A 15,049-nucleotide genomic window follows, 5' to 3' on the forward strand; every position below is an offset into this window, starting at 1 on the left:
CCTTCGGCCTAGCCGGCCAGGGAGAGCACGTCTTCCGTGACCGCGACGTCGACGGCGCGCCTGGGACCCTCGCGTCGCTCGGCAGCGGTGGCCACGAGGATGACGACCAGCCCGAGTGAGGCGAAGCCGGCACCGACCCGCAGCGGCGACGTCCACCCGAGCCCGCCAGCGATGGCCAGGCCCGAGACCCAGACGCCGAGGAAGTTGCCGAGGTTGAACGCGGCGATGTTGGCCGACGAGGCCATCGTCGGGGCACCGGCCGCGTGGGCGAGCACACGCATCTGCAGGCCGGGCACCGTCGCGAACCCGAAGAAGCCCATCGCCAGCAGCATCGCGGCCGCGCCCACCGGGCTCTGCGCGAGCAGCGCGAAGGCCACGAGCGAGACGCCCAGCGCCACGGTGAGCAGCACGAGGGTGCGCGACAGGGCACGGTCGGCCCAGCGCCCGCCGAGCAGGTTGCCGACGAACAGCCCGACTTCGAAGAGGACGAGCAGCCACGGCACCGTGCTCTCGGCGAATCCGGTGACCCGGGTGAGCAGCGGCTCGACGTACATGAACGCGCCGAACATGCCGCCGAAGACGAGCACCGTCATGCCGAGCGAGAGCCACACCTGGCCGTTGCGGAAGGCCGCGAGCTCGGCCCACGCCCAGGCCACTCCGACCCACGACGCGGTGCTCGAGGAGTCGCTCGGCAGCGCCGGCGAGGTGCCCGAGCTCGCGGCCCTCGTCGACTTCCTGCACCGGTCCTGACGGCTTCGGGCCGCCGCGAGCGGCTCAGAGGCGCCCGCGGACCGGGGTGCGCTCGACCGGGTCGCCCTCGTCGGGCATCACCATCTCGGCGCGGACGCCGAGCAGGCGCACCTCGCGCTCGGGGTCGAGGGTCGCCGCCAACGCCACGGCAGCCTCGATGACGTCGGCGCGATCGGAGGTCGGGGCCGTCAGCTTGCGCGCCTTCGTCTGGGTGAAGAACGGCGCGTAGCGCACCTTGAGGGTGACCCGGAAGACGGGCCGGCCCTCCTTGGCGGTGTCGTCGAAGGCCTGGGTGGCGAGCTCGCGCACCGCGTGGCGCACCTCGTCGGGCGTCGTCAGGTTGCGCTGGTAGGTGGTCTCGCGGCTGTGGCCCCGCGCGACCCACGGGGTGTCGTCGACGACGGCCGACCCGATGCCCCGGCCGAGCTGGGAGTACCAGACGCCCATCCGCGGCCCGAACTCGCCGACGAGCACGGCCTCGGCGGCCTCGGCGAGCTGCCGCACGGTCTCGATCTCGTGCGAGGCCAGACGCTTCGAGACCTTGGATCCGACGCCCCACAGCGCGATGGTCGGCCGGTCGCCCATGACCTCGAACCAGTTCTCGCGCGTCAGCCGGAAGACTCCGCGCGGCTTGCCGAAGCCCGTCGCGATCTTGGCCCGCACCTTGTTGTCGCCGATGCCGACCGAGCTGTGCAGGGCGGTGACGTCGAGCACTGCGTCGCGGACCTGCTGCGCGAAGGCTTCGGGGTCGTCGGTCTGCACCCCGAGGAACGCCTCGTCCCAGCCCAGCACCTCGACGACGACGCCGAGCCCGCGGAGGGTCTCCATCACCCGCTCGGACGCCTCGGTGTAGGCAGGCGCGTCGACCGGGAGGATCACTGCGTCGGGCACCTTGCGCGCCGCCAGGCGCAGCGGCATACCGGAGCCGACGCCGAACTCGCGAGCCTCATAGCTTGCTGTGGACACGACGGCCCGCTCGGTGGGGTCGCCGCGTCCGCCGACGATGACGGGCCTGCCGACGAGGTCGGGTCGACGCAACACCTCGACCGCTGCGATGAACTGGTCGAGGTCGACGTGCAGCACCCAGTGGGCCGGCTCGGCGCTCATGCCGCCATTGTGCCCACGCGCACCGACAGGTCAGCCGGTCAACCGCGTGAAGGGCGGTCGCGCTTCGCCGGTCGGGCGGGGCGATCGGTGACCGGCTTGCCGGCGCGGAAGGTGTAGACGGCCGGGGGTTCCGGGGCCTCGGGACCCTCACGCTCCCCAGCGGTTGCGGGGACGCCGGCGGTTCCCGGGACTCCGGCGGCTCCCGGTCGGTAACCCTCGCCCGACGCGGTGTCAGAAGCCCACGCGTCGTCGGACGCGACCGGCCCGGCCGCGGCGTCCTGCTCGCGAGCGGCCAGCACGACACCGTGGAAGAGCATCGCCGCAGCCAGCGCAGTCAGCCCGAATGCCCCGACGGCAAGGGGCACGCCGGTGTGGGCGCCGCCCAGCTCGGAACGGAGCAGGTGCAGCCCGCCGGCGGCCGCGCCCACGATCGCGGAACCGACGAACCAGATGATCGTGCCCCGGGTCATTGAGTGCGCCACGAGGTCACTGTGGCACACGCGAGCGCCATTGGCGCCGAGGCCTGCTGCTCGGGGCCCCTCGGTGGCCGGTCAGGGCCTGCCCACGCCTCCAACGAGTTGTCAGCGCCCGGACGTCGCCGATGCGCCCGAAGACTTCGCGGCCTTCGTGGCCGTCTTCTTGGCGGCCTTCGTGGCCGTCTTCTTGGCGGCCTTCGTGGTGGTCTCTGCCGCAGCGTTCTTGGACGCCTGCTGCACGGTCTGCTTCGCGGTCTTCGCGGTCTGCCTCGCGCCCTTCTGACCGGCCTTCGCCACAGCCTTCTTCTCGACCTCCGCGGTCGCCCGCTCGACCTTCGTCCCGGCCTTCTTCACGAAGCCGAGGACGTGCCTCGGAGCCGATGCCGAGCTGAGTCCCCGGAGCGTCGAGGTGGCCGAGACCGCGACGTTCGTCGCTCCCTGGACCACGGCCCGAGCCTGCTTGGCCTCGGCCGCGGCAGCCTCGGCCGCCTTTGCGAGGGCGGCCTTGGCTGCCTTCTCGCGCGCCTTGGCGGCCTTCTCGGCAGCCTTCTTCGCGGCCTTCTCGGAAGCCTTGTCGGTGTCGACGCCGGAGCCCTTGTCGGCGCTCTTCCCGCCGTTCTTTCCGCCGTTCGTGGCGGAGCCCTTGCCGTTGTCGCCCCTCGGGCCGGGCGCCTTGTCACCCGGGTCCGAACCCTGGTCGTCGGCCTGGTGGCCGGCCCGCACATCGGCCGGGTCGACCTTCGGGCTGAGAGCATCGAGCGAGAGCGTCAGGCCCGGGGCGGTGGCCGGCGTCGGGGTCGGCACCACGGCCGGCGTCGCGGCCGGCACTGCCACGCGCGGGACGGCTGGACGGTTCGAGCCACTGACCGCTGGGTTGGACGAGCCGTGCGAAGGGGCAGCCGAACCCCCGGAACCAGTGGACCCGGCGGACCCGGCGGACCCGGCGGAGTCACCTGCCGGGGGCAGGGCGGCATACGCGGTCTGCGTGCTGACCGCAAAGGGCGAGCTCACGGGAACGGGCACGCCGTCCGCGACCTCCGGTGCGGGACGGTGCTCGTGCGTGGTGACGGAACCGACGATGAGGGCGGTGACAGCGGCGCCGAGCAGCACTGCTGCGCCTCGCTGGCCACCGACGGGTGAGAGGGACGCGTCGCCTCGGACGATCGCGGCGGTGGCCGCGAGCAGCGTCGAGACGCCGATGACGACGAGGCCGGCGGTGAAGCCGCCGACGAGGCAGCTGAAGGCGACGAGCGCACCGATGACCGCGAAGCCCGAAACGGTCCCCTCGGGCAGCCGGCGGGGCTCGGGGTCAGCGAGCAGGTCGAGCGGCTCGGGGGGCAGCAGGCCGGGCCTGGCCGGCAGCGTGAACGAGGGCTCCTCGAGCACGTCGAAAGTGGACATTTCGGACGTCACGGGAACAGTGTGCGGGAAAGCGGGCTCCACGTCACGTCCCGGCCGGTCGCCGCTCTGGTCGCCGCTTTGGTCGTCGCTCTGGTCGTCCCTGTGATCGTCACTGCGATCGTCACTGCCGGGACGCCCGGCGCGGGGGCTGCGGGAGGGGGCCCCGGCCGCCGCCCAGAGCTGCCAGCCGCGGGGCGGTACCGGCCAGGACGGGTCGGGCAGCCAGCGGTCGACGTCGGCCGATGCCGGCCTCCCCGGGCGCAGCGAACTGCCGTGCGTGGGCGTCGTGTGCGTGGTCACGGGACTCGGTTCTCCTGCGTCAGCGCGCGGCCCGCTCGTCGAGCGGGACCTCTCATAGCAGAACAGTACGGTGCAGAGTCACGTTTTGTACCGCAAATGGTAAAAGGCAGGCAAAGTGGCCTTTCGCGGTCGGTGTTCGGCCGGATGGAAGGCCGGGTCGCTCTGGATCGGCGACCCGCCCCGGTGACGCTCGACGTCGACGGCTACCTCGTGCCCGTCTGACCGGCCGGACCCGCCTGACCTGCCGGCGCTGCGTCCACCGGGTGCAGCTCGCCGACCAGCCAGGCCGCCGTCTGGTCGGCGAAGTGCGTGTCGCGGGCGTCGCCGCTCGTCCCGAACGGCACCACCCAGCGACTCGCGTCGCGGTCGGCGAGGTCCCAGACGTAGCGCGCCACCGGGCCCCCGTAGCAGCGGTCGGTCACCCCGGGTGCACTCGCGGCCGCCAGCACGCAGCCCTTGTCGCCGCCGACGGGGTCGCGCGGCACCGACGGCGCCTGGTCGCTGACGTCGAGCGCGTGGAGCGGGTCGAGCCAGTGCCGGTCGCCCCAGACGGCGCTCGGGTCGTACTGTCCTGCCACGCTCTCGAGAGCCGCGCGCACCCCCTCGGCGACGTCGATGCCGCGCTCGGGCCCGAGCAGCGCCATCGAGTGCCAGCCCGCACCGATCTGGCCGACCACCCCGGTCCAGGCGGCGAAGATGCTCGAATGACCGCTGGGCTCGAGCATCGGCGCGAGGCTCGGGTGGTCGGAGAACCACCGGACGAGGGCCGTACGCCACCGGGCGAAGACCGCGGCGCCGTGGCTGTCGGGGTCGCTGTGGCCGTCCCAGGCGAGCAGCACGTCGCGCACCTCGGCCGCGCGGCCGTGGACGTACGCGGCCTCGACGAGCTGGCGCATGAGGTCGGCGTGGCCGTTGCTCGTGTCGACGTGGATCCTCGCGCAGTCGTCGACGGTGAGTCCCGCGCGCGCACCGATGAGCGAGCGGATGCGCTCGGCCCGGAAGGGCGTCGCGTACTCAACCCCGAGCCCTCCCCCGCTCGCCCGGTCGTTGGCGCTCACCATGACGTCGGGCACGTCGACGGCCGGCCCGCGGCGATAGCCGTGCCACGTGTGCCTCGGGTCCCACGCCGGCAGCGGCACCACCAGGCCGGCCTCGTCGCGGTCAGGCACACGCCCGACGACGAGGTGGCGCATGCGACCGCTCGTGTCGGCGACGAGCGCCGAGTTGACCGGCTCGACCCAGTGCGACAGGGCCTGCTCGACGTCGTCGACGGTGCGGGCCCGCAGCAGCGGGAGCAGGGCCCCGAAGCCGAGGTCGGCCTCGACCTGCGTCGGGGTGCGCAGGCTGTACGGCGGCGGGCCGGCCGGGGGCGCTGCGTCCGCTCCCTGGGAGCCCTCGGCGCCCTGGTCGCCCGCGCTGTTCGCGGCCGTCGCTCGCTCGAGCTCGGCCTCGAGGCCGGTGACGACCGGGCCCCGAGCGGTGACGACGACGGGCACGTGCAGCTCGCCCTCACCCCGCACCCGCACCGTCTCGGTCGCGTGCTCCACCGGCTCCCAGCCGTCGATGCCGCGGGCCATGAGCCGGGGGCCGCGGTCGGCCTCGACGCCGTCGTGCCGCAGCCTCTCGATCGTGAGGTCCTGGTAGTCCGCCATCGCGTTGGTGATGCCCCACGCCACCGACCCGGTGTGCGCGAAGTGCTGCACGCCGGGCACCCCGGGAAAGGTGAAGCCGACGACGTCGAACTCTGGACAGGCGAGACCCACCTGCTGGTAGCACCCGGGCAGCTCGATGGTGCGGTGCGGGTCGCCGGCGATGAGCGGCAGACCGGAAGCCGTCTGCGCGCCGCCGATGACCCACGCGTTGCTGCCCGAGCGGTCGACGCCCTCGGCGTGGAGCAGGGGCAGCACGTCCTCACCGAGCCGGTCGGCGACGTGCCCGTTGAAGAGCTTGGCGGGGAAGGTGCCGAAGAGCAGGTGGATGCCCCAGAAGATGCCGAGCGGTGTCCACGGGGCCCACGGGCGCGGCGCGGCGGCATAAGCCTCGAGGCCCAGCGCCTCGACCTCGGGCGTGCGCGTGAGCCCTTCGGCGAGGGCGTCGTCCACCCCGCCGACGTATGCCGTCAGCCACGCCTGCGTCTCGGCGTCGAGCCGCTCGAAGCAGCGCCGCACGGTGTCCTCGAGCCGGACCTGGCGGGCGAAGCGGTCCCAGGGGACGCCGTCGGCGCCGACGTACTCCGCGGTGCGGCCCTCCATGCGCCACCGGTGGTGCTCGACCTGCCAGCCGCGGTCGAGCGCGGTGACCCGCCCCTGGAGGCGCGCCAGCTCCATGACGTCGCCGGCGCGCAGGTGCGGGACGCCGAGGGCGTCGCGCCGCAGCCCGGGGTCGGGCTGCCCGGGGGCGGACTGCCCGGTCACGTGGTCTCCCGCAGGCGTCCCCAGCCGTGCCACCGGTCGACGTCGACGAGGGCCGTGACGCGGGCACGGTCACGGACCCGGTACGGCTGCCCGGTGTAGTGCGTCGCGATGCGGTCGATGTCGACGAGGTCGCGGTCGTCGTAGAGCTCGACGACCCGCCCCTGCAGGCTGACGTGCGTGATCCAGTTCTCGGGGTCCATGGCGCTGAGGCTCACCCGCGGGTCGGCCCGCAGCCAGTCGAGGCGCTTGCGGCCGGCGTCCATGTTGACGACGACCCGACCGTCCTCGAAGAGGTACCAGGTCGGCACCGAGACGGGCTGGCCGTCGGGTCGCACGCAGCTGATCGTCGCGTAGTTGGGTCGGCCGAGGAACTCGGCGACCTCGGCCGGGAGCGGCCCCCGGGGCGGACGGGCCGACCCCGTCACCGGTCACCCGACGGCTTGCCCTGGATCTCGCGGAAGAAGGCGTCGGAGACGCGCCGGAACTGGTGCAGCGTCAAGGTGATGGGGTCGCCCGCACGCAGGCCGAGCACCGTGCGGTCGGGGTCGAGCGTCAGCTCGGGGTCGGCCATCACCGTGCCGCCGTTCTCGACCAGTGACCGGGCGAGCACCCGCACCTCGTGCAGGGCCTTGCCGGCCCGGCCCTCGGGCGAGCTGAGCCGGTGGATGAAGTAGCCCTCGAGGACGATGAGCATGTTGTTGAAGTACTCGTACTCGAGCGACTCGAGGGCTCCCTCGAGCGCCGAGACGTCGGCGTCGCCGTGGTCGCGGGCCGCTTGCGCCACTTCGCGGAACATCGCCACCTGCGACTCGACCCGCGAGCGGCAGGCGTCGAGGTAGTCGGGCTCGTACTCCTTCGTCCCCAGCATGGGTTCAGCGTAGCGAGCGAGAGCCCCCGTCCCGGCGACTAGGTTTGGGCCATGGCAGCGCGTGAGCGGAACGTGCTCGGCGGTGAGCTCGAGCCGTGTGGAACCGACCCCGTGACCGGCTTCTACCGCACCGGCTACTGCACCACCGGCCCCGAGGACCGTGGCAGCCACACGATCTGCGTCGTCGTCACCCCCGAGTTCCTCGCGCACCAGCGCAGCGTCGGCAACGACCTCGTCACGCCGCGCCCCGAGTGGCGCTTCCCGGGCCTGACGCCCGGCGACACGTGGTGCATCGTCGCGGTCCGGTGGCTGCAGGCGCACCAGGACGGCGCGGGAGCACCGGTCGTCATGGCCGCCACGCACGAGCGCGCGCTCGAGGTCGTGCCGCTGCAGCTGCTCCAGGCGTACGCGGCCGACGTGCCGGACGACCCCAGCTCCCTTCTCTGACATGGCCGCTCCCACCCTGCCGCGTCTCGAGGCGGAGTGCTCGCAGTGCTTCGGCCTCTGCTGCGTCGCCCTCCCGTTCCCCCGCTCGGCCGACTTTCCCGTCGACAAGGCGGGTGGCGACCCGTGCCGCAACCTGCTCGCCGACCACCGGTGCGGCATCCACGACCGGCTCCTCGAGGGTGGCTGGCGAGGCTGCGTCACCTTCGACTGCTTCGGCGCGGGTCAGCAGGTCTCGCAGGTGACCTTCGGCGGGGTCTCATGGCGCGACGCGCCAGCCACCGCCCCGACGATGTATGCGGTCCTGCCCGTCATGCGGCAGCTGCACGAGATGCTCGCCCACCTCCTCGAGGCTGCGGATCTGGAGCCCGACCCGGCCACGGCAGGCGTGCTGGCCGACCTCGTCGACGAGGTGGGAGCCGCCACGGCGGGAGACCCCGACACGCTCCTCGCTCTCGACCTCGTCGCGCTGCGCTCGCGGGTCGGCGACCTGCTCCGTATCGTGAGCGCGACCGCGCGCGAACGACATCGGCGGCGTGCCGGCATACGCGGGCAGTCTCGGCAGGCGCGTCGGATCCGTGCCGGTGCCGACCTGGTGGGCGCCGACCTGCGCGGGCTCGACCTCCGCGCTGCGGACCTGCGCGGCGCCCTGCTCATCGCCGCCGACCTCAGGGGAGCCGACCTGCGGTGGGCCGACCTGCTCGGCGCGGACCTGCGCGACGCCGACCTGCGCGGCGCGGTCGTCGACGGCGCGCTCTTCGTCACCCGTCCGCAGCTCGCGGCCGCGCGTACCTGACTGGGCGATTGGTGCATTCACTCGCGCGGGGACGGTCAAGAGCCCACAATCGACCCACAGTCACCAACCGTCCCGTCGAGCACCGGAGTCGACCGTGCGCCGAGCCAAGGCCGCAGCTGCCGTCGCGCTGCCGGCTGCCGTCGCCCTGGGACTGACCGTCGTCCTGACCGCCTGCACCGCGGGCACGCCGGCCGTCGAGCTGAGCCAGGTGGCCGGCTCTGGCGTGACAGGGACGCCGGTGCCGACCCAGACCGTCACGGTCACCGAGATCGACACGCGCACAGTCACGGCGACGGCGACGCTCGTGCAGACGGCGACGGCCACCGTCGTCGTCACGCCGACCGTCACGGTCACGGCGCTGCCACGGCCGAGTCTGACGACGAGCACCATCTTCAACCGCACCACGGCAGTGGCCGACTACGCCAACCTCGTCAACGACGTGCGCGTGCTCGACCGGATTCCCTTGTCGGGCAATGCTGCCGCGGTGCAGCTCGATGCGATGACACAGCACTTGGCGAGGCTCGGCGCCAACGGCCCACCTCCGGGGCTCGACGCCCCCAGCTACTACGGGCGGCTCCTGTCGCTCGGGCTCTTCGCCCGTGCGGGCGCCGACGAGGCCGCGGCAGGCTCGCCGGTGGCGACGAGCCGCTATGCCGTCGTCCGCCAGGAGACCGGGGTGCTGCTCTCCCTCGTGAACGGGGCACTCTCGACGACGTTCACGCTGCCGCCACCCGTGCCGCGGCCCACGACCACCCCGTGACCCTCACCGCCGAGGCGGGGGCGGCTCGGCGTGGACGTGCCGGCCCAGGCGCGAGTGCGACCGCGGCGCGGGCACGCGAGACCAGATCGCGCGCTGCAGGGCGAGGGTCAGCCACCCGGCGAGCGCCATCCCGATGATGTTGACGACGAGCTGCAGCCCGCTGCCCCGCACCTCGCCCCAGGCACCGAAGGCGAGACCGAGGGCGACGTTGCCGGCAGCGGGGATGGTCGTCACCGAGATGAACACACCGCTGAGCCCGGTGACCCGCGCCGACGTCAGTGACAGCACGCCCGCGGCCGCGGCGAGCACGGCGACGACGAACGACCACTTGTCCGGCGTGTAGATGAAGGCCGTCGCGGGCCGGTCGCCGGTGATGTCCTCGAGCGTCACCCAGCCCAGGGCCCGGCCGATGAGTGCGGCCACGCACGTCACCGCGATCGCGACGGCGAAGCCGACGGCCAGGGCCCGGGCAGCCACCGCCAGCAGCAGGGGGCGCCGGCGCACCAGCGCGACGCCGAGGGCCGCGATGGCACCGAACTCCGGCCCGAGCACCATCGCGCCGATGACGAGGATCTGGGTGTCGAGCACGATGGCGATGCCGGCGATGAGGGTGGCCAGCGACATGAACGAGAGGAAGGTCCAGTTCAGCTCGCTCTCCTCGTAGGAGCGCTGGGCCACCTCCGCCCACACCACGGCGTCGGCGCTGCTGCCGGGGGTCTCCTCGTCGGCCTCGAAGCCGGCCCTCGAGACCCAGGTGCTCACCGGCTCGAGCTGCAGGCTGCCGCCCTCGTGGACGCCGAGGTCGCGCAGGCTCTCGACGACGGCGTTGGCTCCCTCGCGGGCGATGTCGGCCTGGACGACGTCGCCCACCGGGCGCAGGGCTGCCCCCTTGAGGACGGACAGCGTGCTCACCGCCGAGGAGTCGCTGAGCACCTGGGTCACCTGGTCGGTGAGCTCGCTCGGGATCGTCGCGGTCAGTCGGAGCATGCGCGCCAGTCTGCCGCCGGCGTGGCACGTTTGACAGGACGGCGGGCACGACACGACAGTGACATCTGAACATCCGATCAGATGAAGCGGGAACCCATGAGCACCGTGACCGGCCTCGACGCCTGCGCCACCCCGTGCGTCCACCCCGAGAAGGTGGCGCTGGCCACCGACAACGCCCCCGGAGCAGAGGAGCTGGCCCGGGTGACCAGCGTCTTCAAGCTGCTCGGCGACCCCACCAGGGCCCGGCTGCTCTACGCCCTCCTCGAGGCGGGCGAGCTGTGCGTCTGCGACCTGGCAGCCGCGACCGGCACGGCCGAGACGACGGTCTCGCAGGCCCTCCGGCTGCTGCGCGCGTCGGGCGTCGTCACCGGGCGCCGCGAGGGCCGCAACATCTACTACCGCCTCAGTGACGCCCACGTCCGCCTGATGCTCGACGTCACGCGTGAGCACGCCCTCCATGATGGGGGCCCCCGGTCGTGAGCCACAACCACGGGGCTCACGGGGCCCACGGCAGCCACGGCGCGCATGCCGGTGGCAGGCACCGCTGGCGCCTTGCCGTCGCGTTCGGCCTCGTCGGCGCCTTCTTCGTCGTCGAGCTCGTGACCGGTCTCGTCTCCGGGTCGCTCGCGCTGCTCTCCGACGCCGGCCACATGGCCGCCGACGTCGTGACGCTCGGCGCCGCCCTCGTCGCCACCCGCATCGCGACGAGAGCCGACACGACCGGGCGGCGCACCTTCGGCTCCTACCGCGCCGAGGTCTTCGCCTCGGGCCTCGCCGTGCTGCTCATGATCGGCGTCGCGGTCTACATCGTCGTCGAGGCGCTCGGCCGCATCGGGTCGCCCGCTTCCGTGGCGTCCGGCACGATGCTCGTCGTCGGCGCCCTCGGGCTGCTCGTCAACCTCATCTCACTGTTCCTGCTGCGCGGGGGCGCCGCCGAGAGCCTCAACGTCAAGGGCGCCTACCTCGAGGTCGTCGCCGACACGGTCGGTTCGGTGGGCGTCATCGCGGCCGCCATCCTCGTCGGGGTCACCGGCAGCGCCTGGTGGGACACCGCCGTGGCTCTCGCGATCGCCGTCTTCGTCGCCGTGCGCGCGGTCGGGCTCGGCCGCGAGGTCGTTGCCGTGCTGGGGCAGCACGCCCCCTCCGGCATGGAGCCCACCGACGTCCTGCGAGCCCTCGGCGAGGTGCCCGGGGTCACGGAGGTGCACGACCTCCACGTCTGGACCCTCACCTCCGGCATGGACGTCGCCACCGCGCACCTGGTCACGTCGCGGCCGGACGCCGGCCCCGAGGTGCTCGAGACCGCGAGCCGGATGCTGCGCGACCGCTTCCACGTCGCGCACGCGACGCTGCAGATCGAGACCACCGACCGCAGCCAGTGCCAGGGCGCCGACTGGTGAGCACTCCGTCGCTGCCGGTCTTCTCGCTGCTGACGCCCTCGCGGCGGGCGGTCCTCGCGCGTCGCGCACAGCTGCTGGCGAGCGCCTCGGTCGCCTACAACGTCGTCGAGGCAGTCGTCGCCGTCGCATCGGGTCGTGTCGCCAACTCCACTGCGCTCGTCGGGTTCGGGCTCGACTCGACGGTGGAGGTGATGAGCGGCCTCGTCATCCTGTGGCAGTTCCGGCACCCGGTTCCCGAGGAACGCGAGCACCTGGCCCGTCGCCTCATGGCCATCTCGTTCTTCGCCCTCGCTGCCTACGTCACCGTCGAGTCCGTTCGATCCCTCGTGAACCGGGAGCAGCCCGACACGTCTGTCGTCGGCATCGTCCTCGCCTGCCTCTCCCTCGCGGTCATGCCGCTGCTCTCGCACTGGCAGCGTCGCACCGGCCGCGAGCTCGGCTCGGGCGCCGTCGTCGCCGACGGCACGCAGACGCTGCTCTGCACCTACCTCTCGGCCGTGCTCCTCGCGGGCCTGCTCGCCAACGCGCTGCTCGGCTGGTGGTGGCTCGACGCGATCGCCGCCCTCGTCATCGCCGGGGTGGCGGTGCGAGAGGGTCGCTCGAACTGGCGCGGCGACGCGTGCTGCTGAACCTGCGGGCCTGCTGCGCCCTGGCGATCTTGACGCCGTGACCCCCGACCGACAAGGTGACCATCCGTGACACTCCGGACCGAGTCCTCCCCTCTCCTGCGCGCGCGCCTCGCTGCGGGCACCGCCTTCTTCGTCCAGGGCCTGCTCTTCATCTCGCTGACCACGCGGCTGCCGCAGATCCAGGTGAAGTGGGACCTCGACGAGCTCGCCGTGAGCGGCCTGTTGCTCATGGTCGTGCTGCTCGCCGGTGTCGGCTCCGTGGTCGCCGAGGTCGTGGCGGGGCGCTCGTCGAGCGCGGTCTTGGTGCGCGTCGGGCTCGTCGCCGCGGCCGCCGGCTTCGCGGTGCTGCTGCTCGCGCCGTCGTTCTGGGTGTTCGTCGCCGGGCTCGCGGTCTACGGGCTCGCGCTCGGTCTCGTGGACGCCTCCTCGAACATGCAGGCCGTCACGGTCGAGCACCTCTACCGGCGCCCGATCCTGCCGTCGTTCCACGCGTTCTGGACCGCGGGCGGCATCCTCGGCACGGTCGTCACGCTCGTGACGGTGAACGTCGACCTCGGTCCGGGCCTGCTGCCCCTGCTCGTCTTCCCGATCGTCGCCCTGGCCGCACCGTTCGTCCGCCGCGACCAGCTCGCCCAGTCCGATGCGGCGGTCGACGTGCCGTGGCGACGCATCGCGCTGCTCGGCCTGGCGATGGTGCTCTTCTACATGGTCGACACGGCGGCGACGACCTGGGGCCCGGTCTACCTCAAGGGGGCCCTCAACGCCCCGAGCGGGCTCACCGCGCTCGCCACACTGCCCTACCTCGTCGCGACGCTGCTGGCCCGCGCGGTCGGCGACGGGCTCGTCGACCGGCACGGCGCGGTGTGGCTGCTGCGTGGAAGCGGCGTCGTCGCGGCAGGGGCTCTGGCCGTCATCGTCTTCGCACCGACCTGGTTCGTCGCCGTCGTCGGCTTCACGATCCTCGGCGGTGCCGTCGCGACGATCGCCCCGCTCAGCTTCTCGGCGGCCGGCGCCATCGCCGGCGGAGACGGCGGCTCGACGGGCGAGCGCATCGACCGCACCGACCAGGTCGTGGCGCGCTTCAACCAGTTCAACTACGTGGGCGCGCTGCTCGGGGCCGTGCTCACCGGCGCGGTGGGCTCCGACAACCTGCGTCTGGGCTTCGCCGTGCCGATGGTGCTCATCCTCGGCATCATCCCGCTGGCGTCGCAGTTCGCGATCATCCGCCGGCGCGGGGCCGCGGCCGAGACGCCCTGAGGACGTCCCCCAGCACCGCGAGCGCCGGCCCGACCTGCCCTTCGCGTATGCCGCCGACGCCGAACGCGAGCCCGTGGCGGGGTGGTTGCTCCAGGTGTCTCGGCGAGAGCGGTTCGACGAAGACACCTGCGGCGAGGGCGTCGTCGGCGATCGCGACGTCGTCGAGCCGGCCGTCGCGCAGGAAGGTGCAGACGTGCAGCCCAGCGGCGGACGGCACGACCTCGAGCCAGTCGTCGAGGCCCGCCAGACCGTGCAGCAGCTCCTCGCGGCGCGCCCGGTAGACCTTCGTGGCCCGCTTCACGTGGGCGGCGTGGTGGCCCTCAGCGAGGAAGTCGGCGAGAGCCCGCTGGGTCACGGCGTCGCCGTCCCACATGGTCACCCGCTTCGCCTCGCGCAGGGCCGCGGTGAGAGACGCCGGTGCGATCGCGTAACCCACGCGGAGGCCGGGCAGCAGCGACTTCGAGAACGACCCGACGTAGACGACCCGTCCGTCGCGGTCGAGGCTCTGCAGCGGCTCCAGGGGGCGGTCGGCGAACCGGAACTCGCTGTCGTAGTCGTCCTCGACAACGACGGCGTCGTGCCGGACCGCCCACTCCAGCAGTGCGATCCGCCGGGCGCGAGACATGGCCACGCCGGTCGGGTGCTGGTGCGACGGGGTGACGTAGACCAGTCGCGCAGCCGTGGGCAGTGCCTCGACGACCAGGCCCTCGCCGTCGACGGGCACGCCACGCACGGTGGCGCGGTGGGTCGAGAAGAGACGCGCGGCGGCCGTGTAGCCGGGGTCCTCGACCGCGACCACGTCTCCCGGCTCGAGGAGCACACGAGCGACGAGGTCGAGGGCCTGCTGGGCCCCTGCGGTCGCCACCACGTCGTCGGCGGACGCGGCGACGGAACGCGACACCCCGGCATACCGCGCGATCTCGGCCTCGAGACGGCTGGCGCCGCGTTCGTCGTACGTGTCGGGAGCGAGCCGCCCGAGCCGCAGCGTGCCGCTGACGATGCGGCGCCAGGTCGCGAGGGGGAAGAGGGTGCCGTCGGGCACGCCGACGGAGAAGTCGTGGGCCGCGTCGCCCGGCAGGCGTGACGGGGCGAACGGCGAGCGCCACGCGGCCGTCGGGGTGACGGCACCCGGACGCGTACGCCGTCGGCCGGCCCCACCCGACGACCCAGCAGCAGGTGGCACGCAGCCGGCCGCGACGAAGGTCCCGGCGCCGCGCCGGCTCTCGAGCAGCTCCTCGGCGAGGAGGCGGTCGTACGCGGACGTCACCGTGCCGCGTGACACGCGAAGGCTCGCTGCGAGCTCACGGGTCGCCGGCACGCGGTCGCCGCCGGCGAGCCGGCCGTCGAGCACGGCCTCGCGCAGCTGCGCGTAGATCTGGGCGGTGAGGTCGCCGGTGCCGGTGAGGCTGACGTGGAGGTCCACGCGGCCAGCCTAGGGTGGCCCAAACGACCGGGCAAGA

At 73.2% G+C, this 15,049-nt stretch carries 17 protein-coding genes; 8 read left to right on the plus strand and 9 right to left on the minus strand.

What is annotated here, in order from left to right; translation table 11 throughout:
- Nucleotides 1-8: 8 nt before the first annotated feature.
- Nucleotides 9-593, minus strand: a complete 585-nt coding sequence (locus AC1DE0_RS05195) for an MFS transporter (RefSeq protein ID WP_478097866.1) — start codon at nt 591-593, stop codon at nt 9-11.
- On the opposite strand from AC1DE0_RS05195, the gene AC1DE0_RS05200 reads away from it, so the two are divergent.
- Nucleotides 592-750: a hypothetical protein gene (locus tag AC1DE0_RS05200; RefSeq protein ID WP_478097868.1), complete on the plus strand. Its 159-nt coding sequence runs from the start codon at nt 592-594 to the stop codon at nt 748-750. The two genes, AC1DE0_RS05195 and AC1DE0_RS05200, sit on opposite strands and share 2 nt — an antisense overlap.
- 24 nt (nt 751-774) lie before the next feature.
- Here the strand turns inward: AC1DE0_RS05200 and AC1DE0_RS05205 are convergent, their stop codons facing one another.
- From AC1DE0_RS05205 to AC1DE0_RS05230, 6 genes are all read right to left on the minus strand, one after another.
- Complete coding sequence (locus tag AC1DE0_RS05205; RefSeq protein WP_478097870.1) at nt 775-1,857, minus strand: DNA polymerase IV; 1,083 nt, start codon at nt 1,855-1,857, stop codon at nt 775-777.
- A gap of 38 nt (nt 1,858-1,895) precedes the next feature.
- Nucleotides 1,896-2,339, minus strand: a complete 444-nt coding sequence (locus AC1DE0_RS05210; RefSeq protein WP_478097872.1) for a hypothetical protein — start codon at nt 2,337-2,339, stop codon at nt 1,896-1,898.
- A 99-nt stretch (nt 2,340-2,438) separates the two neighbouring features.
- Complete coding sequence (locus AC1DE0_RS05215; protein ID WP_478097874.1) at nt 2,439-3,746, minus strand: hypothetical protein; 1,308 nt, start codon at nt 3,744-3,746, stop codon at nt 2,439-2,441.
- Between the two features lie 491 nt (nt 3,747-4,237).
- Nucleotides 4,238-6,448: a penicillin acylase family protein gene (locus AC1DE0_RS05220; protein ID WP_478097876.1), complete on the minus strand. Its 2,211-nt coding sequence runs from the start codon at nt 6,446-6,448 to the stop codon at nt 4,238-4,240.
- Nucleotides 6,445-6,873: a TIGR03618 family F420-dependent PPOX class oxidoreductase gene (locus tag AC1DE0_RS05225; protein WP_478097878.1), complete on the minus strand. Its 429-nt coding sequence runs from the start codon at nt 6,871-6,873 to the stop codon at nt 6,445-6,447. Before AC1DE0_RS05225 ends, AC1DE0_RS05220 begins: the two co-directional genes overlap by 4 nt.
- Complete coding sequence (locus AC1DE0_RS05230) at nt 6,870-7,316, minus strand: hypothetical protein (RefSeq protein ID WP_478097880.1); 447 nt, start codon at nt 7,314-7,316, stop codon at nt 6,870-6,872. The genes AC1DE0_RS05225 and AC1DE0_RS05230 overlap by 4 nt, the downstream gene beginning before the upstream one ends.
- A 51-nt stretch (nt 7,317-7,367) precedes the next feature.
- Between AC1DE0_RS05230 and AC1DE0_RS05235 the strand changes: the two genes are divergently transcribed.
- The 3 genes from AC1DE0_RS05235 (at nt 7,368) to AC1DE0_RS05245 (ending at nt 9,316) form a co-directional block, all read left to right on the plus strand.
- On the plus strand, nt 7,368-7,763 hold the full coding sequence (locus AC1DE0_RS05235) for a DUF2237 family protein (protein ID WP_478097882.1): 396 nt from the start codon (nt 7,368-7,370) through the stop codon (nt 7,761-7,763).
- Nucleotide 7,764: 1 nt separating this feature from the next.
- The gene (locus AC1DE0_RS05240; RefSeq protein WP_478097885.1) at nt 7,765-8,556 is read left to right on the plus strand and encodes a pentapeptide repeat-containing protein; all 792 of its coding nucleotides are present in this window, start codon (nt 7,765-7,767) and stop codon (nt 8,554-8,556) included.
- Between the two features lie 94 nt (nt 8,557-8,650).
- A complete protein-coding gene (locus AC1DE0_RS05245) occupies nt 8,651-9,316 on the plus strand; it encodes a hypothetical protein (RefSeq protein ID WP_478097887.1) in 666 nt (221 codons plus the stop codon).
- 3 nt (nt 9,317-9,319) lie between these two features.
- Here the strand turns inward: AC1DE0_RS05245 and AC1DE0_RS05250 are convergent, their stop codons facing one another.
- Nucleotides 9,320-10,303: a DUF389 domain-containing protein gene (locus tag AC1DE0_RS05250; RefSeq protein ID WP_478097889.1), complete on the minus strand. Its 984-nt coding sequence runs from the start codon at nt 10,301-10,303 to the stop codon at nt 9,320-9,322.
- Between the two features lie 96 nt (nt 10,304-10,399).
- Between AC1DE0_RS05250 and AC1DE0_RS05255 the strand changes: the two genes are divergently transcribed.
- From AC1DE0_RS05255 to AC1DE0_RS05270, 4 genes are all read left to right on the plus strand, one after another.
- A complete protein-coding gene (locus AC1DE0_RS05255; RefSeq protein WP_478097892.1) occupies nt 10,400-10,783 on the plus strand; it encodes an ArsR/SmtB family transcription factor in 384 nt (127 codons plus the stop codon).
- Nucleotides 10,780-11,703, plus strand: a complete 924-nt coding sequence (locus AC1DE0_RS05260; protein ID WP_478097894.1) for a cation diffusion facilitator family transporter — start codon at nt 10,780-10,782, stop codon at nt 11,701-11,703. The genes AC1DE0_RS05255 and AC1DE0_RS05260 overlap by 4 nt, the downstream gene beginning before the upstream one ends.
- Nucleotides 11,700-12,332 (plus strand): cation efflux transmembrane domain-containing protein, encoded by a 633-nt coding sequence (locus tag AC1DE0_RS05265; protein ID WP_478097896.1) that lies wholly within the window; start codon nt 11,700-11,702, stop codon nt 12,330-12,332. Before AC1DE0_RS05260 ends, AC1DE0_RS05265 begins: the two co-directional genes overlap by 4 nt.
- A 66-nt stretch (nt 12,333-12,398) precedes the next feature.
- Entirely contained in the window at nt 12,399-13,589 is a 1,191-nt protein-coding gene (locus AC1DE0_RS05270; protein WP_478097898.1) for an MFS transporter, read from the plus strand.
- Here the strand turns inward: AC1DE0_RS05270 and pdxR are convergent.
- The gene (gene pdxR, locus AC1DE0_RS05275; RefSeq protein WP_478097900.1) at nt 13,552-15,012 is read right to left on the minus strand and encodes a MocR-like pyridoxine biosynthesis transcription factor PdxR; all 1,461 of its coding nucleotides are present in this window, start codon (nt 15,010-15,012) and stop codon (nt 13,552-13,554) included. The two genes, AC1DE0_RS05270 and pdxR, sit on opposite strands and share 38 nt — an antisense overlap.
- Nucleotides 15,013-15,049: the final 37 nt, after the last annotated feature.

The sequence above is a fragment of the Terrabacter sp. 05T424 genome (genome assembly GCF_056396225.1).